This window comes from Paludibacterium purpuratum (genome assembly GCF_004363805.1).
GTDB lineage: Bacteria > Pseudomonadota > Gammaproteobacteria > Burkholderiales > Chromobacteriaceae > Paludibacterium > Paludibacterium purpuratum.
Genome location: NZ_SNZP01000002.1, coordinates 335,168 through 354,969 on the forward strand (window position 1 = coordinate 335,168; position 19,802 = coordinate 354,969).

Sequence of the window (19,802 nt, forward strand, 5' to 3'; positions counted from 1 at the left end):
GATCCTCTCAATCGGGGTGCGGTGAAAGCCAGCCCCGAGGGGCCGGCTGTTTCCTACTTGAGCTTGAGCTGCTTTTTAACTCCCTCGACCAGTGGTTGCTTAAGCTCGCTGGCCGGATGTCTCGGGAGGGTGGTTTGTTGTCCGTTGAGGTAGAGCTTCAAGTGCTTACTGCCTTCCCTGATCTCGACCCCTTGTGACTTGAGCCACCTAACAAACTCACTCTGTTTCACCGCACCCCCTTCCTTCGTTGAACATGAGTCCATGGTAAACAAATATGCTTACCACGGCAAGCCAAAAGTAATCATTTTTGATTACCGTTGCGTTTTCGCACATCACCTCATCGCCCGGCTCGCCCGGGCGTTTCACTTTCTGGAGATCGCCACATGGGCAACACCCTGCAAACCTTCGACTTGGTCGACCTTGCGCAATACACCAAAGAGGGCTCGTTCTCGCCGACCGCCTCGAAGGACTTTCACCTGTTTTTCGTTGGCCGCGACGACGTGCACGAGATCCTGAAACACGTTCTGAGCCGCGTCACCGTCAGCCTCTACCTCAACATGTTCGGCTATGACGACGACGAGCTGAACGAGCTGATCATGGGTATCGTCCACGACCCGTCGATTACCTGCCTGATCACGCTCGACAAGTCGCAGGCCGGCGGCGTGCATGAAAAGCGCCTGCTCGACTCCGACGCAGCCAAAGACCCGATCGGCTTCAACTCGCATTTCGTCATCGGCCAGAGCGCCACCCACCAGATCAGCCACACCAAGGGCTTTGTTGCCGACGGAAAGGTCGGCGGCGAGGGCTCGACAAACTGGAGCAATTCCGGCGAAGGCACGTTCGTTGTGAAGGGCCAACCCGGCGGCCCGGGCTACAAGGCGCAGAACAACACCCAAACCATTTTCACCTGCCCGGACGCTGTCGCCCGCTTCCAGGCCGAACTGCTGGCCGAGCACGTCGCGGCCCAGCGCCAACAAACCAAGTGAGGAAAACATGCAAAGAATCGACCCGAAACTCGCCGGCGTCGCCGGCATCCTGCTGCTCTGGTTTGGCCTGATCCTCACCGGGCAGGCCACATCTGGCGCCGGCGCCGATCTCGTCAGCGCGCTGAAGGACATCCTAGTCTGGCTGATCGGCTATCACGCCGTCACCAGCCTGCAGCCTGTACCGAAGGATCCGGCGCCCGCGCCGAGTGCAGAGCCGTTCGAGTTGCCGGCACTGACCCGCGCCCCTCCACCCATGCCGCCGGTCGCTGCCATCGCGCAAGAAGTCGCGCCGGTCGTTGCCACCGCCATCGCCGCCACCTCGCCTGTCGCCGCCGAACTGGTCGACGTGGCCAAGGCCGTGGCGCCGGTTGTCGAGGCTGTGGCGGAGCAACCGAAATGATCGCCCTACTCGCCTTCCTGCGCCGGTACTGGCGTGAAATCGCGACTGTGGTACTGCTGGCCGCTCTGGTGCTGCTGGGTTGGGAAATGCGCAACTTGGCGGCTCAGCGCGACACAGCACGCCAGGCCGACTTGCAGGACAAGGCGCGTCTGGTGCTGATCCAGCGGCAAGACGCCGTCACACAGCACGTCGACGCCAGCGCCACGGCCACGGCTGCGCACACACAAACCGTCTATCGAACCATCACCAAGGAGGTAACCCGCTATGTGGCGAGCAATCCCAATTCTTGCGTCCTGTCTGCTGGCTGGGTGCGCATCCACAACGCCGCAGCCGCTGGGCAGCTTGCCGCTTCCGCCGGCGCAGCTGATGCAGCCGAGTGAAGGCCTCCGGCCTCTGCCGGTTGGTGCAACTGCAAACGATGCACTGGGGGTGGTGACCGACAACTACGGCCGTTGCCACGTCACTGCCGATCGGCTTGCCTGGCTGCAAGCATGGGTACGCACCCAGGCGGCTCAGAAGTGACGCCCCGCGACTATGCGGTGCTGGCGCAGCAGGCCTACACCACGGCGCCCAGCATCGGGAATCCGGACAGCGCCGCGCGCGCTGTCATTTTTTCAGGGGGCGCGGTCGGTTTTCCGGGGACAAACAACCTAGCGTGTTGGCTGGCCGACCTCGACGCCGAGGCGATCGATGTGCCGGACATGGGGCGGCTGCATACCGGATTCTGGCGGGCGTTCCAGGAGATAGCCGGGCCGCTGCTGGCGCTCGAGGGCGTTCCGGTAACGCTGGGTCATTCGGAGGGCGCCGCGCTGGCGCTGCTGTATGCCGCGCAACTTTGCCTCGCCGGAAAGCCGCCGGCGGCCGTGTATGCGTTCGAGCCACCGCGCGTGAGCGCCGACGGCACACTCGCAGCGCTGTTCAAACTGCACGGCGTCGCGCTCTATCTCTATCGGAATGGGGAAGATGTCGTGCCGCTGGTGCCGCGGATAACTGAGGACTGGCAGCACCCGGGGGAACTGATGGCGATCGGCAAGGCATCGGTGCCAATTCCGAACGTGGAAGACCACTTCATTGATCGGGTGATTGCGGCGTTTCCGGTGTAGAAGACCCCGCTACTGCGTGGCTTGTTTTGCTTTCAGAGGGACGCCTCGGAACTCGATTGCTGAGCACATGATCATCACCGGCTGTCTTCATGATCAAAATTATGCCAGCGAGATCAGCTCAGCAAGAAACGGAAGAGCCCGCTAAATAGCAGGCTCTCCTGTGGATAAATCAGTCGTTACGCCAAATTTACGCCAAACTCATCGTAAGCCACTGATTTTATTGGTGCTAATGGTGCCGGTAAGAGGAGTCGAACCCCCGACCTTCGCATTACGAATGCGCTGCTCTACCAACTGAGCTATACCGGCAAACCAATCTGTTAAAAAAGCCTTGAACGCGCATCTGCTTGATCAAGGCTTTTTTGAATCCTGGTCGGGGTGAGAGGATTCGAACCTCCGGCCTCTACGTCCCGAACGTAGCGCTCTACCAGGCTAAGCTACACCCCGTTTCTTGCTTTCTGCAAGAGACACGCAATTTACAGCATTTCGTGCCTTTTTACAAGTATTTTTTGGTCGGGGTGAGAGGATTCGAACCTCCGGCCTCTACGTCCCGAACGTAGCGCTCTACCAGGCTAAGCTACACCCCGCCGCCAAAAATACTTCTCTAAGAAACCTGATGACAACCGCGCTTTCTGCGGTACAATCCAGCTCCCAGAGGACGCGCATTATGAAACAATTATGTGGTTTAAGCAACTCTCATTTTATCGTTTGAACGAACAATCCACCCCGGATAAGGAACAGCTATCCGCGGCTCTCGAAAAGACCCCGTTTCAGCCCTGTACCGGTCTCGACTGGTTCAGCGAAGGCTGGGTTCCGCCGGCCAACCACCTCGACACGCCCGTCTTTAGCGCGCGTGCGCGGCTGCTCGTCTCGCTCAAGCGCGAGGACAAGGTGTTGCCAGGTGCGGTGATCCGAGACTTCGTCGAACTCAAGGCCGCGGAAATCGAGGCGGCGGAGCATCGCAAGGTCGGCCGTAAGGAAAAGCAGGCGCTCAAGGAACAGATCACCGACGACTTGCTGCCGCGCGCTTTTACCCGCGCAAGCCGACTGTCCGCCTATCTCGACACCGGCCGACGCTGGCTGATGGTCGATTCGGGCACCGCAGGCAAAGCCGAAGCGCTGGTCAGCAAACTACGCGAGGCCCTGCCCCCGTTCCCGGCCGCGTTGCCGCGCACCGCCATCGCTCCGCATACCGCCATGACCGACTGGCTGGCGGCGGGTGAAGCGCCAGCCGGCTTCGAACTGGATGCGGAGTGCGAGCTCAAGGACAACAGCGAGAACGGCGCCGTCGTTCGCTGCGTACGCATGGATCTGACGGCCGACGAGATCCGCCAGCATATCGCCACCGGTAAGCAGGCGACTCGGCTCGGCCTGATCTGGAAGGAACGCGTGCGCTTTGTGCTGACCGATACGCTGCAACTCAAGCGTATCCAGTTCCTCGACGTCATCCAGGACGAGGCCAGCCATGCCGGCGACGACAGCGAGAGCCTGTTCGAGGCCACCTTCACGCTAATGAGCGAGGAGCTGTGCGACTTGGTCGACGCACTGGTCGAAGCGCTAGGCGGCCTGGAAGGCGAACCGGCTTAACAGGGCGGGTTGGCGCGTTGCTACGCGAACGCGCCCTACGCGCTGGTAGCGTGCATTCGCCGTAGGCAATGCATGATCAATCGAAACGCCACAGCGCCATCGACAAGCCCCCATAGCGCCAGTCGTCGTGCAGCCGGGTTGGGGCCACGCCATCGCTGGCGGCACCCAAGGCAATGAACAGCGGCAGGAAATGCTCGTCGCTAGGGTGCGCCTGGCGCGCATGCGGCGCTAGGTTCATCCAGGCATCCAACGTCTCGTCTTGACGCGCAAGCAACTGGCTGTCGACCCAGGCGGCGAACGCCTCCGCCCAAGCCGGCGGTGCGCTGCCGTCCGGCTGCATCTGCCACAAATTATGGGTGTAGCTGCCGGAAGCGAGAATCAGGATGTTCTCGGCGCGCAACGGGCGCAAGGCGCGCCCCAAGGCGCGCAGCCCAGCCTCGTCCAGATTGCGCGGCAGCGACAGGTTGATCACCGGCACGTCGGCATCGGGAAACATCCGCATCAGCGGTGTCCAAGCGCCATGATCGAGCCCGCGCGTCGCATCGTCCACAGGCTCGATGTCCCCCGCCCGCAAGGCTTCGCGCACTCGACCGAACAGCAGATCCGTACCATGGGCCGGATAACGCAGCGTATAAAGCACGCGCGGGAAGCCGCCGAAATCGTGAATAGTGTCCGGCGCGGGATGCGTACCCAGCGTCGGGCGCGCACTTTCCCAGTGGGCGGATACCACCACCACCGCGGTGGGGCGCGGCAGCGACCGGCCCAGCTGCTCGAGGAAGCGGGCCGTCGGACTATCTTCAAGCGCCAGTGTCGGCGCACCGTGCGACACAAACAGGGCGGGCTGCGAAAGACCTTTCATGATCAGGTTTCCATTTGGTTCGTATTAGTTCAATCATAGTACGAACATAATGATCAACAAACCCGCAACCCGTGCCGTCATTATTTACCAACCAACAACAATCACAGGGTTTTTAACCGCCCGCGGAAGTCAGCCAAGCACTGATAGCCCTTCTGCGCCATCAGCTCGGCCAGTTCATGCTGAATGCGGGCGAAAGCGCCGACCCCCTCTTCGTGCAGGCAGGTTCCGATCTGCACCGCCGTGGCGCCGCACAAGATGTGCATGAATGCTTCCGCGCCACTCTTGATGCCGCCGCAGCCGATGACATGCTTGTCCGGCATTAGCCGCGCAAATTCGCGCACATTGGCCAGCGCCGTCGGCAACACATAGTCGCCGCCCAAGCCGCCCAGCCCGCCTTTGGGGCTGATCAGCGTGGTTTCGCTCGCAAGGTCGATCAGCAAGCCATTGCCGACCGAATTGATGCAGGTGACGAAGCGCAGGCCCTCGAATCGGTTGAGCAGCGCGGCCATCTGCGCGAAATGCACGGGATCGAAATACGGCGGCAACTTGACGCCGAATGCGCCCGGATACACCTGACTGATTTTTTCCAGCGCCTCGGCGGTAGCGGCAAAGTCGTAAGCGAGCTGCGGCTTGCCGGGCAAGTTCGGGCAGGATAGGTTGATTTCCGGCAGACAGGGCAAGTGTCGATCGCGCAAGTCGGCCAGCATGAACAGATTGTCTTCCAGCGACATGCCGGACACCGAGACGAACAACGGTTTGCGATAATCGAACTGCTGCGCGTAATCGAAATAGTACGGGTAGCCTTCGTTGGGCAGCCCCATCGAATTAATACTGCCAAGCGCGGTGGCGTGATAGCGCGGTTCCGGATTGCCTTCGCGCGGCGTCAGCGTACAGCTTTTGGTGATCAGCGCGCCGGCGGCCGAACCCGCCACGGCATCCAGCTCTTCACGAGTACGGCACATGACGCCGGAAGCGTTATAAAGCGGACTCGCCATCCGCATCCCCAGCCATTCGAGCGACAAATCCACCGCCATGGCGATCTCTCCTGCTTGCAATGAAAGACGCGCAGTATGCCATAGCCGGCCGGACAATGATTTGACCTGCGCCAGACCGGCGCTGGCGGCGTTGCGCGCATGCAGGTAGAATCAACCCCATTTACCTTCAGGATAGTTACGGCAATGAGCATCAAATCCGACAAGTGGATTCGCCGCATGGCGGAAGAACACGGCATGATCGAACCGTTCGAGCCCGGCCAGATCAAGTCCGTGGATGGCCAGAAGGTAATTTCCTATGGCACATCGAGTTACGGCTACGATATCCGCTGCGCCGACGAGTTCAAGGTGTTCACCAACATCAACAGCACCATCGTCGACCCCAAGAATTTCGACCCCAAGTCGTTCGTCGAGATCTCCGGCGAGGGCTTTTGCCTGATCCCCCCCAATTCGTTCGCCTTGGCGCGCACCGTCGAGTATTTTCGCATTCCGCGCCAGGTATTGACCGTCTGCCTCGGCAAATCGACCTATGCCCGCTGCGGCATCATCGTCAATGTGACGCCGTTCGAGCCCGAATGGGAGGGCTACGTCACGCTGGAGTTCTCCAATACCACGCCGCTGCCGGCCAAGATCTACGCCAACGAAGGCGTGGCCCAGGTGCTGTTCTTCGAATCCGACGAGCCTTGCGATGTCTCGTATCGCGACCGCCAAGGCAAATACATGGGCCAAAGCGGTGTGACGCTGCCCAAACCCTAACGCCAGCCCCAGACGTAACAAAGCCGCGCCTTGCGCGGCTATTTTTTTATTTTATCAAGCACTTAAGTTGAAAATTTAGCAAAATCCACCTACGCATTTTTGTCCAGGTGTCCTACCATAAACATGGGTGATGCTTCTGCACACATCGCCCTGGCGCCTATGGCGCCTTCTTGAGGCGTTGCGGTTCCCCCTTGCCGCCACGTCTTTTTTTTGCCTTCCGAACACGCACGCCAGCAAGCAACCGGAGCCGCAACCCCGGTTGCTCGACACCGCCAGCGCACTCAGAAACAACAATGAGACCCGGCCGCCGCCTTGGCCTCGCGAGCCATGACGGCTAGATCATCGTCAAGCCCAGCGTGAATATCGGCCAAAGCCGAACGGAGAATCACAAACGCCAAATGAGCCGGTTCGCAGCCGAAAACCTCGGCCAGCGCCTTGAGCTCATGGCAAGTCTGCAGGTCCATCGGGATCTGCTGCGTATGAGGCACCTCGGCAAACAGCAGCTTGCACGCGGTATCTTCCCCCCGGCAGGCTTCCAACTCCGCCAGTAGGCCCTTCAATGCCTCTCCCATGATCATCACCTCCTTGTCGCTTCGCCCCCTGCATTGATCGTTTAATCAAAGCATAGTCTGCCAGCAAGGAAGCTGAACTTTTTATCTGACCCGCTTGATTCGTCTCAAACGCTTGATTCAAAAGCACTTAGCACATTGACCGCATTAATGCCGATCGGCTCGACGGCATAGCCGCCCTCCAGGCAGAACACGGCCGGCAACCCCAAGCGGCCGAGCCGCTCGCCCATGCGCAGAAAATCGTCGCTCGACAAGGCAAAGCGTGAAATCGGGTCGCCTTGGTAGGCATCGACGCCGAGCGACACCACCAGGGCATCGGGCGCGAAGTGCGCAATGCGGCCGCAGGCCTGTGCCAAGGCATCGAACCAGGTGTCGACGGTACTTCCGGCTGGCAACGGGTAATTCACGTTATAACCCAGACCGGCCCCTTCGCCGCACTCGTCGGCAAAGCCGAGGAAGAACGGGTATTCGGTGCGGGGATGGCCGTGAATCGACAGGAACAGCACATCGTCTCGCTGGTAGAAGATATCCTGCGTGCCATTGCCGTGGTGGTAATCGACGTCGAGCAGCGCCACGCGCTTCGCGCCGTTGGCACGCAAGTGTTGCGCCGCGATGGCGGCATTGTTGAAAAAGCAATAGCCGCCGCAGTAATCGCGAGCGGCGTGATGGCCCGGCGGGCGCGTCAGCGCAAAGGCCCCCTTCTGGCCGCCGATCAATGCGTCGGCGGCGGACAAGGCCACGTCGGCGCCGGCGCTGATCGCCGCCCAGGTCCCGGCGGTAATCGGCGTACCGCAATCCATCGAGTAGTAGCACAACTGCCCCTCGACATGTTCAGGCAACGCCTGACGCAGCCGACGAATCTGCCACATCTTCGGCAGGGCGTCGTAATCGCGCCCCAGAGCCTGCCAGCGCTGCCAGGCACTCTGCAAAAAGGCGACGTAGCCGGCATCGTGTACCGCCAAGACCGGATCGAGCCCATGGGCGCTCGGCGGACACACCTCGCCCAGGCCGGTGGCGCGGACCCGGTCAAGTACCATGTCGGCACGAGCCGGCATTTCGAAACAGGGCACCAGGGTACCGGCGTACAACTCGGTGCGGCCGTGATGCTGGCGATGGATATCGGAATAAAAGGTCTGCATGACGGATTACCGGAGAAACAACGGGAAGAAAGCTATGGTTGTCCTGTCGCTCGATGCGGTCAAGGCTGGCGACGGCAAACTTTGAGGCGGCGCAAGCGCGGCTTAGGACAGGTCGCCGTCGAGATAGAACCATCGCCCGTCGATAGCCACAAAGCGGCTGACCTCGTGCAAGCGCGCCGCACGACCGCCGAGCTTGTAACGGGCGACGAACTCCACCACCCCTTCCTGATCGCCGGACTCGCCGCCTACCGTACGCAGTACTTCGAGCCCCACCCACTTGAGTGCGGGGCTTTCGTCCGAAAGATCCAGCCGGTCCGGGCGGCTATCGGCATGCCAGGTCGCCAACAGATATTCGACAGCCTGAAGGGTATATGCGACATAGCGCGAACGCATCAGCGCCTCGGCGGTGGGGGCCGGCGATTCAAGGTGATCGATGTAACGTCCGCAGCATGAGGCATAGGGTGCCGACAAGCCGCATGGGCAGCTGACCTCGGTATGCCGGCGTTTCATGGTTGTGGGTTTTCCAGGGGCGGTAGATCGAACAACTGCATCAGAAAATTGGTGAAGGCGGGATCGGTTGGCCGATTTCGCAGAGTGGGCCACTTGCGCTGCCAGTCGCGCAGCTTCATCTCCATGCGCGAGTGGCTTTCCTCGGCCGACATGCCGTTGTTGTCGCGCTGAACCGCCAGATAGCGGTAAGTGGCAAAGGTCGAATCGTCGACCCGGTTGGCGCCCACCACACGCAAGCGGTAAATATTAAGTTGATCGGCCGCTTCGACCCGGGTCAGGCGCCCTTGCCCAACCTCGTCGGCCAGCCGATTGGCTTCGCGAAAAATCATCCCGGCGCGCGCAGGCTGCGGTGCGGCGGCACGCGCTGCCGCGCCCCGTCCGGACTGCACTGGGCTCGGCGGCTGTTTGAAGCTGCCGCACGCGGCAAGCGACAAGGAAAACAGCAACAGGATCGTCGGCGATTTCATGCTTTGAAGTGTAATACATTACGTTCGCCAACAGGGAACCTTCAGTGCGCACGCCGCGTCTGACCCCGTCGCGCAATGCTTTGCCATCCATTCAATCCACTGGAATCCGCCCCATCGTGTTCTCATCCCCCCCACCGCGCGCCGCCTGGCGCCGCAAACTGCAAATCCTATTTTTCGAACCCGATACCCGGCGCGGTCGGCTGTTCGATCAAACGTTGATTGCCGCCATTCTGCTGTCCGTGTTGACGGTCACGCTGGAAAGCGTACCGCGCATCCGCCAACAGCACGCCGGGCTGTTGCACGCCGTCGACTGGGGGCTGACCATCTTGTTCACCATCGAATACTTGCTGCGCCTGATCTGCTCTCCGAAACCGCTGCACTATGCCCGCAGCTTCTTCGGCATCATCGACCTATTGGCCATCCTGCCGCAGTATGTCGCGCTATTCGCGCCGCAAAGCCGCTTTCTGTCGTCAGTGCGCGTCTTGCGTCTCCTGAGCATGTTCCGGGTATTCAAACTGACCCGCTACCTGGGCGTGGCACAGAGTCTGCGCGACGCGCTGCGCGCCAGCCAACGTAAGATCACGGTCTTTCTGGTCGTGGCCTTGATCCTGGTCATGGTACTGGGCTCGTTGATGTATGTGATCGAGGGAGAGGAAAACGGCTTTACCAGCATTCCGGTCAGCATCTATTGGGCGATTGTCACGCTGACGACGGTCGGCTTCGGCGATATCACGCCGAAAACGCCGCTAGGCCAGACGCTGGCAAGCATGGTGATGATCCTCGGCTACGGCATGATTGCCGTGCCGACAGGCATTGTCAGCACGGAGATCGCCAAGCGGGACGCGGCGGACAGGCCCGGCTCGACTTGCCGTGCATGCGGGCGGAACGAGCCTGACGGCGATGCGCGTTACTGCAAATATTGCGGCCGCGCGCTATCGGCCGACAGGCGGCCTTGAGGCCGCATGACATCCCCGCAGCAAGCGCGCCAACTGCTCGGCGGTTTCGGCAATCAGCGGCGCGGCGTTAGCCTTGGCGAACGCCAGCGTCACCGGCCCGCGACACAGTGAAAACAGGCCATCGAACTCGGCGGTCAGCGCCGGCAGCGACTCGACGCTACCGGACAACAAGCTCACCGGCACACCCGCCAGCCGAGCTCGGCGCGACACCTCCAGCGGCGCCTTACCACCCAGCGTTTGCGCATCGGTACGCCCCTCGCCGGTCAACACCCAATCCGCCGCGCCGATAGCCCGATCGAGACGGCAAAGATCGGCCACCGCGGTCGCGCCGGCGCGCATCTCTCCCCCCAGAAACCGCAGGGCAAACCCCATGCCACCCGCCGCGCCGCTACCGGGCAACATCGCCAGATCGGCCGCCTGCAACAGTTCGGCCAACTGGGCGAGCACACTCTCCAGCCGCGGCAGATCCTGTGCGCTCGCGCCCTTCTGTCGGCCAAAGGTGGACGTCGCACCGCGTTCGCCCAGCAAGGGATGATCGACATCGCACCAGATTTCGAGCGGCGTATGCGCCAACCTCGGATCGAGTCCGGTCAGATCGACGCGCACCGCCCTTGCAAGCTGGGCCGGCGAACCATCCAACGGCTGGCCCTGACGATCGAGCCAGACCGCGCCAAGCGCAGCCAGACAGCCCGCCCCGCCATCATTGGTGCCGGAGCCGCCCAACGTCAGCACCAATCGACGGCACCCCGCGTCCAGACAGGCGCGCATCAACTGACCGACACCACGGCTGGTGCGCTGCATCAGCGGAAAGCCGGCGGCCAAGGGTAAGCCGACGATCCGGGCCACCTCGATCAGCGCTGTGCCGTCGGGCAGCAGCAGGCAATCCACCCATCGCGGCCGACCCGCGAGATCGTCGGCCTCGATGCGCAGCCAGTGGCCGCCGAGCGAGTGCTGCAATACGGCCAGCGTTCCCTCGCCACCATCGGCCATCGGCTGGAGCGTGCATTGAGCCGCCGGATCGGCACGCAAAATGCCCGTCGCCATCGCGCGCGCAACCTGTTGCGCGGTGAGACAACCCTTGAAGGCATCCGGCGCCAATAGCCAATGCATGATGCACCTCGTCGAAAAATTCGAAAGATTGCAAACAGGCCCTAGCCATAACAAAAAAGCCACCGCAAATCTTGCGGTGGCTCCGGGCCGGTGGAACTTATTCGGTCGCGGCGGTCGGCGGCGGGGTCTCGGCCACCGGCACAGGTGCCGCCGGCTTGGGTAGAGACTGCAGCTCGGCTGCTTTCTTTTCTTCCGGCTTGACCTCGCCGGACGGTTTTCCGCCCAGATCGAAGCGCTTGCCGCCGCGCGCGACGGATTTGATATAACGCGGCTTGCGGCAATGATTGGCAACCACGCGCGCAATCAGAACCGGGTCGAACTGCGGCAAGGCGGCGATCAGGCTTTCGTGAATGCCAAGCGCCAAGGGACGGAACTGACGAAACACTTCGAACTTGCTGTAGACATGTTCCGCGATCATCTCGGTCTGCTTTTTCTTGCTCAGACTCTGTACAGCGGATTTGAGAGCGGCGCCCAGTGCCGTTTCGGTATTTGGCTTCATGAACTTCAATCTAGTCGGTTAATGCTTCGGGCGGCATGGCCACCCGTCTGCGGTCTGAACTGTGCATCGATACAAACCGTTGCCACATCGTCGCCATCAACAACAATGGCAAAGCGCGTATCTTATGTCAAAACATTGGAAAAAGCGAAGCAGAGCCGTTCATTTTACCTGGTGCGAGGCAAAAATGCGCCAGTCGGCCACCGAACGACCCGGCCAATCGGCCAGGATGGCGTCAAAGCGGCCAGCCGCCGCCCAAAGCAGTGCCACCTGACTGCCCACGCCTGTTGTCAAAGTGCAATTCACTAGCATTTCGATTTCAATGCAGTTAAATAAACCAATAAATCGCTCGCAACCGGTCAATGAAGCCATTATAAATTTCATGCATGGTATTTAAACCCAGGTTAATTACCAGGCTAATATACATTTTCGCGACATGGGATGTCTTATTCTCGCCATCATTTGCTGCATAGCAAACATTTCAGGCACTATCGAGTCGTCTTTCGCCAACACGAGAGGCTGCTCCGTACAGATGGGTTCGGGAGCAGATTTGAGCTGGAGAACTAACGTCTTGTGAGCCGCCTTTGCGGCTCATTTTTTTTGTCCCCGCCTCAGTTGCACGTTTGTCCAAGATTGACCGACAGGATGTTATACCGTAACATTTGCAGATCGTTATAACATAACAACCGGAGAGTCGATGTCCGCGCTGACCAAGCTGTTCGCCTTCGCCGCCCTGGCGTTGAGCACTGCCCTCGCCTCGGCTGCCGACCAACCGCTCGCGGTGGTCGCCGCCGAAAACTTCTATGGCGACCTTGTGCAGCAAGTGGGGGGGCCGCATGTGCAGGTCACCAGCATCATGAACAACCCGGATCAGGATCCGCACCTGTTCGAAGCCAGCGTCTCGACCGCACGCGCCTTGAGCGCAGCTCGCCTGGTAATCTACAACGGTATGGATTACGACCCCTGGATGACCAAACTGCTGACAGCCGCGCGCGCGCAGGGCCGTGCGGAGATCGTCGTCGGGCGCCTGCTCGGCAAACGTTCGGGCGACAACCCCCACCTCTGGTACGACCCGGCCACCATGCCGACCGTAGCGCGCGCCATCGCCGCACGCCTACAGGCAGTCGACCCGGCGCATAGCGCAGACTATCGGCGCAACCTCGACCAGGTACTCGCCAGCCTTGCCGTCATCGGCCAGCACGTGCAATCGCTGCGCGTACGCTATGCCGGCACGGCAGTTACCGCAACCGAGCCGGTATTCGGCCTCATGGCCCAGGCCTTGGGTCTGACAATGCGCAACGAACGCTTCCAGCTCGCCGTCATGAACAATACCGAGCCCAGTGCATCGGACATCGCCGCTTTCGAACGCGATCTGAAATCGCGCCAAGTGCGCGTACTGTTCTATAACAACCAGGCCTCCGACCCATCGGCCAAGCGCATGCGCACACTCGCCCAGCAATCCGGCGTCAAAGTCGTCGGCATCAGCGAAACCATGCCGGCCGGCCGGCATTATCAGGATTGGATGCGCTCGCAACTGGATCAGTTAGAGAAGGCTTTGAATCATTAATATGGAAGTGCTTCGTCTCGATCGCGTCACGGTGTCGTTCCGCGGGCGCCGCGTCCTGGACGACGTCAGCCTGACGGTCGATCAAAATCAATTCATCGGCGTGCTCGGCCCCAACGGCGCCGGTAAGACCACGCTGATGCGCGCCATTCTCGGGCTGATACCGCCGGATGCCGGCAAAATCTCGGTGTTGGGTCAAAGCGGCCTGCGCGGCAATCCCGACATCGGCTACATGCCTCAGGTTCGTAGCGCCGGCACAGGCCAACGCTTGTGCGGACGCGATTTCGTCGCCATCGCGCACGGCGGACATCGTTGGGGCTGGCCACGCCTCGATAAGCGGCAATGGCAAGAAATCGACCGCGCGCTGGAGCTGGTCGATGCTCGCGAGCTCGCGCGCCGGCCTCTGATGGAACTATCCGGCGGACAACGCCAAAGATTGCTGCTAGCCCAGGCCTTGATCGGCAGCCCGCGATTGCTATTGCTCGACGAGCCGCTGATCAGCCTCGATCCGCGCCATCAACATGGCGTCATCGAGTTGGTGCGGCAAGTGAGCAAACAGCTCGGCATCACCGTGCTATTTAGCGCACACGAACTCAATCCCCTGCTGCCGGCCATCGATCAAGTGCTCTATCTCGGCCACGGCCAGTTGGCGCTCGGCACCGTCGACGAGGTCATCCAGCCCGAGGTACTGTCGCGACTATACGGCGCGCCAATCGACGTCGTGCGCCACAATGGGCGCATCTTCGTCATGTCCGGCGAAGTCGACGTCGAGAAAGAGGAGCACTACCACGATGTTTGAATACGACTTCATGCAGCACGCCCTGATCGCCGGCGGCATCGTTGCGCTCCTGGCGGGCGTGGTCGGTTATTTTCTGGTGTTGCGCGGACAAACCTTCGCCGGCCACGCACTGTCGCACGTCGGTTTTGCCGGCGCCACCGGTGCCGTGCTCATCGGCCTGTCGCCGATGGGCGGCCTGATCGCCGTGACCCTGGCCGGCGGCATGGCCATGGGCTACTTCGGCGACCGGCTGCAGGGCAGCGACATCGCCATCGGCTCGGTGCTGTCGCTATCGCTCGGGGTCGGCATGCTGTTTCTGCACTTCTACACCAGCTACGCCACCCAGGCGACCGCACTGCTGTTCGGTAACGTGCTCGGCGTCGGCACCGATACGCTGTGGTGGCTGGGCATCATGGCGCTAGTCAGCCTGGTGGTACTGGCCTGCCTCGCGCGGCCGCTGCTATTCATCAGCCTGCAACCCGAACTGGCGGAAGCCAAGGGCGTGTCGCTGCGCCTGGTGTCGATGCTGTTTCTGGCCATCGTCGCGCTGGCCACTGCCGCTTCGGTGCAGATCGTCGGCGTGCTGCTGGTTTTCACCTTGATGGTCGGGCCGGGCGCCACCGCGCAGAAATTGACCGTCCGTCTGGGGCCGGGCATCCTGCTCGCCGCGTTGATCGCACTGGCGGAAACCTGGCTCGGCATTGCACTCGCCTACTTCACCGACTGGCCGACCAGCTTCTGGATCACGGCCTTGAGCGCCACGGCCTACATGCTGGCCTCGCTTCAGGCCTCGCGCAACACATAGTCGTGGGTGATCTCGGCGGTCTTGCCAAGCATGATCGACGCCGAACAGTACTTCTCGGCCGACAACGACAGGGCGCGCTCGACGACTTCCGCTTTCAGTGCGCGCCCGGTCAACTCGAAGTGGAAATGAATGCGCGTGAACACCTTGGGATCCTCGTCCGCGCGCGCAGCCTCGATCGACACGCGGCAATCGCGCACGTCCTGACGCGCCTTTTTCAAGATAGTGATCACGTCGTAACTGGTGCAGCCGGCGGTACCCAACAGCAGCAACTCCATCGGACGCGGCCCGAGATTGCGCCCGCCCCCTTCCGGCGCGCCGTCCATCACCACAGCGTGCCCGCTGCCGGACTCGCCCATGAAACACACCCCGTCGACCCATTGCAATGCAGCTTTCATGCCGTTTCTCTCCATTTGATGTTCTGAAAATATCATGATCGATTTGGGGCTTCAAAGATTCGCAAGTAGAATGGAAAGCTTTCTTTGTTATAAAGAGCCTATCGGCAACTGACGGGCTCGCGGAGCATCATGCTGGTACTGGGTATCGAATCATCTTGCGACGAAACCGGCGTTGCGCTGTACGACAGCGAACACGGCCTGGTCGCGCATCACTTACACACTCAAATGGCCATGCACGCCGAATATGGCGGCGTCGTCCCCGAGCTGGCGAGCCGCGACCATATCCGTCGTGTCATCCCGCTGACCGAAGCCTGCTTGGCCGAGGTCGGGCTACGGCTCGCCGACATCGATGCCATCGCCTACACCCAGGGGCCGGGCCTCGGCGGTGCGCTCTTGGTCGGCACCAGCGTGGCCAATGCATTGGCCTTTGGCCTCGGTATTCCGGTCATCGCCGTGCACCATCTGGAAGGCCATCTTCTCTCGCCGCTCTTGGCGACGCCGCGACCGGACTTTCCGTTCCTGGCCCTGTTGGTGTCCGGCGGCCACACCCAACTGATGGCGGTGCACGGCGTCGGCCAGTACCAGGTGCTGGGCGAGACGCTGGACGATGCCGCCGGCGAGGCTTTCGACAAGACCGCCAAGCTACTCGGCCTCGACTATCCCGGCGGCCCGACCTTGTCGCGCCTGGCGGAAAGCGGCGATCCGGCACGTTTTACCCTGCCGCGCCCGATGCTCAACTCGGCCGACCTCGACATGAGTTTTTCCGGCCTGAAAACCGCGGTGCTGACGCTGGTTCGCCAGCAAGAAGCACAGCAACACGGCACCCTCGACGAACAAACCCGCAAGGATATCTGCCGCGCCTTCCAGGAAGCGATTGTCGAGGTACTGGTGAAAAAATCGCTCAAGGCGCTGAAACAGACCGGCATGAAGCGGTTGGTGGTCGCCGGCGGCGTCGGCGCCAACCGCCAACTGCGCGCAGCCCTCGACCAGGCTGCTGCCCGGCGCAAATTTGAGGTGTTCTACCCACCACTGGCCCTATGCACCGACAACGGCGCGATGATCGCCTTCGCCGGCGCCATGCGGCTGAAGTTCGCCGAGCCGGCGGCTGGATTCAGCGTCAAGCCGCGCTGGGATCTGGCTAGCCTGCCGGCCGTTTAAATCACGCTCGCCGGCTCCGACGGGCCGGCCCGGACACTCATGATACAAATCAAGCACCTCGCGCTGCGGCGCGGCCTGAAAGAACTGCTCAAGGATGTTTCGCTAACGCTCAACCCCGGCTACAAAGCCGGCCTGGTTGGCGCAAACGGGGTGGGTAAATCCAGCCTATTCGCCCTGTTGCGCGGCGAATTGCACGCCGATGCGGGCAGTGCCGACATTCCGCCCAACTGGGTGGTGGCGCACGTGGCGCAAGAAACCCCGGCTCTGACGCAAAGCGCGCTCGACTTCGTACTCGACGGCGACCGCGAGCTGCGCACACTGGAAGCTCGGCTGGCCGCCGCCGAAGCCGCCGGCGACGGCATGGCTCAGGGCCATCTACACGATGACATGGCCCACATCGATGCCTACAGCGCGCCGGCACGCGCCGCGCGCTTGCTGGGTGGCCTGGGCTTCGATACGGCACAGCATCAACGTCCGGTATCGAGCTTCTCCGGCGGCTGGCGTATGCGGCTCAACCTGGCTCAGGCCCTGATGTGCCGCTCCGACTTGCTGCTACTCGACGAACCGACCAACCACCTCGACCTCGAGACCGTGCTGTGGCTGGAAGAATGGTTGAAGAGCTACCCCGGCACCTTGCTGGTGATCTCGCACGACCGCGACTTCCTCGACGCGATCTGCAGCCACATCGTCGAAATGGCCCAGCAGGGCATGACCCTTTATACCGGCAATTACAGCCAGTTCGAAATCATGCGTTCCGAGCGCCTGGTACGCCAGCAGGCCGACTTCGACAAGCAACAGCGTGAAATCTCCCATCTGGAGAACTTCATCCGCCGCTTCAAGGCCAAGGCGTCGAAGGCGCGTCAAGCGCAAAGCCGCGTCAAGGCACTGGAAAAGCTGGAACGCATCGCCCCGGCGCATGTGCATTCGCCGTTCGACTTCCATTTCGCCGCGCCGGACAACCTGCCCAACCCGCTACTGCGGCTGGACGGCATCTCGGCCGGCTATGACGACCGCGCCGTGCTCGCCGGCGTCGACTTATCGGTCGAAGCCGGTAGCCGCATCGGCCTGTTGGGGGTCAACGGCGCCGGCAAGTCGACGCTGGTCAAGGTACTGGCTGGCGAACTCGCGCCGCTGGCCGGCCAATGCATTACGTCGCCGGCCATCCGTATCGGCTACTTCGCCCAACACCAGCTCGAACACCTGCGGTTGGACGAGTCGCCGCTATGGCACCTGCAAAAGAAAGCGCCGCAGGCGCGCGAACAAGAGTTGCGCACATTCCTCGGCGGCTTCAATTTCCGCGGCGACACGGTCAACGACCCGGTCGGTCCGATGTCCGGCGGCGAAAAGGCACGCCTGGCACTGGCCCTGATCGTCTGGGACCGGCCCAACCTGCTGCTGCTCGACGAACCGACCAACCACCTCGACCTCGAGATGCGTCACGCGTTGACCATGGCACTGCAGGACTTCCCCGGCGCACTGCTGGTGGTCTCGCACGACCGTTCTTTGCTGGAAACCACCACCGATACCTTCTGGCTGGTGGCCGACGGCAGCGTGCGGCCGTTCGACGGCGACCTGGAAGATTACCGCCAGTGGCGGCTAGCCCAACTGGCCGACGAGGCCCGGCCTTCCAGCGACGATGCGGCGGGCGTCAACCGCAAGGAACAGAAGCGCATCGAGGCCGAGCAACGCCAGCGCCTGGCGCGCGAGCGCAAGCCGTTGCAACAACGACTCAGTAAACTGGAACGCGAGCTGGAAACCCTCGGCGCGGAAAAGGCCGAGCTGGATGCCTTTCTGGCCTCGCCCGACGCCTACGGCGACGATCAACGCGAGCGCCTGGCATCCGGCATCAAGCGCCAGGGAGAAGTCAGCGCAAGGCTGAGCCAGGTGGAGGAAGAATGGCTCGGTGTGCAAGAAGCGTTGGAGGCGCTCGACGGCGGACAGTAGATTGTTTCCTTGACATCGCCAATGATAGGAAAATTTGTCGCAACCGTCGCACCCATTTCGCAAATATCATGAATGTATTGCCAGATCCACAGAGGAGATCATTCATGAACGTAGCCAATCCGCCACGTACCTTTCACTACGGACCGATGCCTTGTCAGGCCGGTGAATTGTATTTGCCCGTCGAGCCAACCCCACCCGTCGTCTGTCTACTGCACGGCGGTTTCTGGCGCACGCCATGGGGGCGCGATCAGATGGTGGCGGTTGCCCGCGACCTACAACAACGCGGGTTTGCCGTATGGAACCTGGGGTATCGCCGCGTAGGCGAAACGGGCGGCGGTTGGCGTGGCACATTGGAAGATGTTGCGGTGGGCGTCGATGCGCTGGCCGACTTCGTTGCCAACGGGATCGCGCTCGATCTGCAACGCGTCACCCTGGTCGGCCATTCCGCAGGCGGTCATCTGGCCTTATGGTGTGCCGCGGGCGGCAATACGCAGCGTATCCGGCCGTCCGCTGTCGTTGGACTGGCGCCGATCACCGACTTGGCGCGTTGCTTTGCCCATCTGCGCGAGCCAGGAGTCATCGCCGAGCTCATGGGCGGGACGCCCGACGAACAGCAACAACGCTATCGGCAGGCATCCCCCCTGAATTTGCTGCCGCTTGGCCTGCCGCAGCTGATTATCCATGGCAGCGAGGATGAGGAAGTGCCGCTTCGGTGGTCGAGCGATTATGTAACGCGCGCATGCTCGGCCGGAGACGACGCCAAGCTCGCCACAATCGCCGGGATGGATCACATGGCGTTTCTCGATCCGGCAAGCCCAGCACATGGCGTACTGTGCCGCTGGCTGTCTTAAAAACAACCGTGCCGGGTTGTGCACAAAAACATCGGGATAACACTGTGGATAACACTGTTAATTGCCTGTCGCACCGTGCATTTGGCTCGCAGGTCAATTTATAGCCAAAAATGAAGCCTGCATCAGTCAAAGCTTACAAGCAAAAGTTCCGCACAAAATCAAGCAGACTGAAAAAAAAGTCCTATCTCCCGCACAAAGGTTCCATAAGCATATATAGGAAGATTAATTTATATCTTTAGGTTGCCCACAGCAAACGGGGATAAGCCTGTGGACAACTCTGTTAATTGCCTGTCGCGCCGGGACTTTGTCTCCCTGGTCATTTTCTGGCCAGCCGACACGCGCATTTGGCCCGTCGCGCCCTCCACCTTACGGCAACCGTC

The 19,802-nt window shown here is 61.5% G+C and carries 25 protein-coding genes and 3 tRNA genes; 14 read left to right on the top strand and 14 right to left on the bottom strand.

Annotated features, from left to right (window positions below; genetic code table 11):
* Nucleotides 1-53: 53 nt before the first annotated feature.
* Nucleotides 54-263 carry a type II toxin-antitoxin system HicA family toxin gene (locus tag DFP86_RS03600; protein WP_243729298.1) on the bottom strand — a complete coding sequence of 70 codons (210 nt, stop codon included), beginning with the start codon at nucleotides 261-263 and terminating at the stop codon, nucleotides 54-56.
* 120 nt (nucleotides 264-383) lie between these two features.
* Between DFP86_RS03600 and DFP86_RS03605 the strand changes: the two genes are divergently transcribed.
* The 5 genes from DFP86_RS03605 to DFP86_RS03620 are packed head-to-tail and all read left to right on the top strand — an operon-like array spanning nucleotide 384 to nucleotide 2,489.
* Complete coding sequence (locus DFP86_RS03605) at nucleotides 384-986, top strand: phospholipase D-like domain-containing protein (protein ID WP_133678634.1); 603 nt, start codon at nucleotides 384-386, stop codon at nucleotides 984-986.
* A gap of 7 nt (nucleotides 987-993) precedes the next feature.
* Complete coding sequence (locus DFP86_RS03610) at nucleotides 994-1,386, top strand: hypothetical protein (protein ID WP_133678635.1); 393 nt, start codon at nucleotides 994-996, stop codon at nucleotides 1,384-1,386.
* The gene (locus DFP86_RS03615) at nucleotides 1,383-1,766 is read left to right on the top strand and encodes a hypothetical protein (RefSeq protein WP_133678636.1); all 384 of its coding nucleotides are present in this window, start codon (nucleotides 1,383-1,385) and stop codon (nucleotides 1,764-1,766) included. The genes DFP86_RS03610 and DFP86_RS03615 overlap by 4 nt, the downstream gene beginning before the upstream one ends.
* Nucleotides 1,753-1,908, top strand: a complete 156-nt coding sequence (locus tag DFP86_RS19230; protein ID WP_166642137.1) for a hypothetical protein — start codon at nucleotides 1,753-1,755, stop codon at nucleotides 1,906-1,908. The genes DFP86_RS03615 and DFP86_RS19230 overlap by 14 nt, the downstream gene beginning before the upstream one ends.
* Entirely contained in the window at nucleotides 1,905-2,489 is a 585-nt protein-coding gene (locus tag DFP86_RS03620) for a lipase family protein (RefSeq protein ID WP_133678637.1), read from the top strand. The genes DFP86_RS19230 and DFP86_RS03620 overlap by 4 nt, the downstream gene beginning before the upstream one ends.
* 230 nt (nucleotides 2,490-2,719) lie before the next feature.
* Here the strand turns inward: DFP86_RS03620 and DFP86_RS03625 are convergent.
* The 3 genes from DFP86_RS03625 to DFP86_RS03635 all read right to left on the bottom strand — a co-directional run bounded on the left by DFP86_RS03625 (nucleotide 2,720) and on the right by DFP86_RS03635 (nucleotide 3,073).
* Nucleotides 2,720-2,795, bottom strand: a tRNA-Thr gene (locus DFP86_RS03625).
* Nucleotides 2,796-2,856: 61 nt separating this feature from the next.
* Nucleotides 2,857-2,933 (bottom strand) — tRNA-Pro (locus tag DFP86_RS03630).
* 63 nt (nucleotides 2,934-2,996) lie between these two features.
* Nucleotides 2,997-3,073: transfer RNA gene (locus DFP86_RS03635), tRNA-Pro, on the bottom strand.
* A 91-nt stretch (nucleotides 3,074-3,164) separates the two neighbouring features.
* Here DFP86_RS03635 and DFP86_RS03640 point away from each other — a divergent pair.
* Nucleotides 3,165-4,073 (top strand): recombination-associated protein RdgC, encoded by a 909-nt coding sequence (locus DFP86_RS03640; protein WP_133678638.1) that lies wholly within the window; start codon nucleotides 3,165-3,167, stop codon nucleotides 4,071-4,073.
* 76 nt (nucleotides 4,074-4,149) lie between these two features.
* Here the strand turns inward: DFP86_RS03640 and DFP86_RS03645 are convergent, their stop codons facing one another.
* Nucleotides 4,150-4,932, bottom strand: a complete 783-nt coding sequence (locus DFP86_RS03645) for a DODA-type extradiol aromatic ring-opening family dioxygenase (protein WP_133678639.1) — start codon at nucleotides 4,930-4,932, stop codon at nucleotides 4,150-4,152.
* A gap of 101 nt (nucleotides 4,933-5,033) precedes the next feature.
* Complete coding sequence (locus DFP86_RS03650) at nucleotides 5,034-5,966, bottom strand: dihydroorotate oxidase (protein ID WP_133678640.1); 933 nt, start codon at nucleotides 5,964-5,966, stop codon at nucleotides 5,034-5,036.
* A 144-nt stretch (nucleotides 5,967-6,110) separates the two neighbouring features.
* Here DFP86_RS03650 and dcd point away from each other — a divergent pair, with 144 nt between their 5' ends.
* Nucleotides 6,111-6,680 carry a dCTP deaminase gene (dcd, locus tag DFP86_RS03655; protein ID WP_133678641.1) on the top strand — a complete coding sequence of 190 codons (570 nt, stop codon included), beginning with the start codon at nucleotides 6,111-6,113 and terminating at the stop codon, nucleotides 6,678-6,680.
* A gap of 281 nt (nucleotides 6,681-6,961) precedes the next feature.
* Here dcd and DFP86_RS03660 read toward each other — a convergent pair whose 3' ends face one another.
* The 4 genes from DFP86_RS03660 to DFP86_RS03675 form a co-directional block, all read right to left on the bottom strand.
* Nucleotides 6,962-7,252, bottom strand: a complete 291-nt coding sequence (locus DFP86_RS03660; protein ID WP_133678642.1) for a hypothetical protein — start codon at nucleotides 7,250-7,252, stop codon at nucleotides 6,962-6,964.
* A 104-nt stretch (nucleotides 7,253-7,356) separates the two neighbouring features.
* Entirely contained in the window at nucleotides 7,357-8,388 is a 1,032-nt protein-coding gene (locus tag DFP86_RS03665; protein WP_133678643.1) for a histone deacetylase family protein, read from the bottom strand.
* Nucleotides 8,389-8,490: 102 nt separating this feature from the next.
* Nucleotides 8,491-8,898, bottom strand: a complete 408-nt coding sequence (locus DFP86_RS03670) for a YchJ family protein (protein WP_133678644.1) — start codon at nucleotides 8,896-8,898, stop codon at nucleotides 8,491-8,493.
* Nucleotides 8,895-9,365, bottom strand: coding sequence for a hypothetical protein (locus tag DFP86_RS03675; RefSeq protein WP_133678645.1), 471 nt, complete (start codon nucleotides 9,363-9,365; stop codon nucleotides 8,895-8,897). The genes DFP86_RS03670 and DFP86_RS03675 overlap by 4 nt, the downstream gene beginning before the upstream one ends.
* A 44-nt stretch (nucleotides 9,366-9,409) precedes the next feature.
* On the opposite strand from DFP86_RS03675, the gene DFP86_RS03680 reads away from it, so the two are divergent.
* The gene (locus DFP86_RS03680) at nucleotides 9,410-10,321 is read left to right on the top strand and encodes an ion transporter (RefSeq protein ID WP_243729296.1); all 912 of its coding nucleotides are present in this window, start codon (nucleotides 9,410-9,412) and stop codon (nucleotides 10,319-10,321) included.
* Here the strand turns inward: DFP86_RS03680 and DFP86_RS03685 are convergent.
* The 3 genes from DFP86_RS03685 to DFP86_RS03695 form a co-directional block, all read right to left on the bottom strand.
* Nucleotides 10,298-11,431 carry a glycerate kinase gene (locus tag DFP86_RS03685; protein WP_133678646.1) on the bottom strand — a complete coding sequence of 378 codons (1,134 nt, stop codon included), beginning with the start codon at nucleotides 11,429-11,431 and terminating at the stop codon, nucleotides 10,298-10,300. The two genes, DFP86_RS03680 and DFP86_RS03685, sit on opposite strands and share 24 nt — an antisense overlap.
* Nucleotides 11,432-11,528: 97 nt before the next feature.
* Nucleotides 11,529-11,930 carry a ProQ/FINO family protein gene (locus tag DFP86_RS03690; RefSeq protein WP_133678647.1) on the bottom strand — a complete coding sequence of 134 codons (402 nt, stop codon included), beginning with the start codon at nucleotides 11,928-11,930 and terminating at the stop codon, nucleotides 11,529-11,531.
* Between the two features lie 159 nt (nucleotides 11,931-12,089).
* A complete protein-coding gene (locus DFP86_RS03695; RefSeq protein ID WP_133678648.1) occupies nucleotides 12,090-12,299 on the bottom strand; it encodes a hypothetical protein in 210 nt (69 codons plus the stop codon).
* Between the two features lie 325 nt (nucleotides 12,300-12,624).
* On the opposite strand from DFP86_RS03695, the gene DFP86_RS03700 reads away from it, so the two are divergent.
* From DFP86_RS03700 to DFP86_RS03710, 3 genes are read left to right on the top strand one after another with little or no spacing between them, the layout of a single operon-like run.
* Entirely contained in the window at nucleotides 12,625-13,494 is an 870-nt protein-coding gene (locus DFP86_RS03700) for a metal ABC transporter solute-binding protein, Zn/Mn family (RefSeq protein WP_133678649.1), read from the top strand.
* A 1-nt stretch (nucleotide 13,495) separates the two neighbouring features.
* On the top strand, nucleotides 13,496-14,290 hold the full coding sequence (locus DFP86_RS03705) for a metal ABC transporter ATP-binding protein (protein WP_133678650.1): 795 nt from the start codon (nucleotides 13,496-13,498) through the stop codon (nucleotides 14,288-14,290).
* Nucleotides 14,283-15,074 carry a metal ABC transporter permease gene (locus DFP86_RS03710; protein WP_133678651.1) on the top strand — a complete coding sequence of 264 codons (792 nt, stop codon included), beginning with the start codon at nucleotides 14,283-14,285 and terminating at the stop codon, nucleotides 15,072-15,074. The genes DFP86_RS03705 and DFP86_RS03710 overlap by 8 nt, the downstream gene beginning before the upstream one ends.
* Here the strand turns inward: DFP86_RS03710 and DFP86_RS03715 are convergent.
* Nucleotides 15,053-15,469: an OsmC family protein gene (locus DFP86_RS03715; protein WP_133678652.1), complete on the bottom strand. Its 417-nt coding sequence runs from the start codon at nucleotides 15,467-15,469 to the stop codon at nucleotides 15,053-15,055. The genes DFP86_RS03710 and DFP86_RS03715 overlap by 22 nt on opposite strands.
* A 129-nt stretch (nucleotides 15,470-15,598) precedes the next feature.
* Here DFP86_RS03715 and tsaD point away from each other — a divergent pair, with 129 nt between their 5' ends.
* The 3 genes from tsaD (at nucleotide 15,599) to DFP86_RS03730 (ending at nucleotide 19,422) form a co-directional block, all read left to right on the top strand.
* Complete coding sequence (gene tsaD / locus DFP86_RS03720; protein WP_133678653.1) at nucleotides 15,599-16,627, top strand: tRNA (adenosine(37)-N6)-threonylcarbamoyltransferase complex transferase subunit TsaD; 1,029 nt, start codon at nucleotides 15,599-15,601, stop codon at nucleotides 16,625-16,627.
* A gap of 39 nt (nucleotides 16,628-16,666) precedes the next feature.
* Complete coding sequence (locus DFP86_RS03725) at nucleotides 16,667-18,571, top strand: ATP-binding cassette domain-containing protein (RefSeq protein WP_133678654.1); 1,905 nt, start codon at nucleotides 16,667-16,669, stop codon at nucleotides 18,569-18,571.
* Nucleotides 18,572-18,675: 104 nt separating this feature from the next.
* Entirely contained in the window at nucleotides 18,676-19,422 is a 747-nt protein-coding gene (locus DFP86_RS03730; protein WP_166642138.1) for an alpha/beta hydrolase family protein, read from the top strand.
* Nucleotides 19,423-19,802 lie beyond the last annotated feature (380 nt).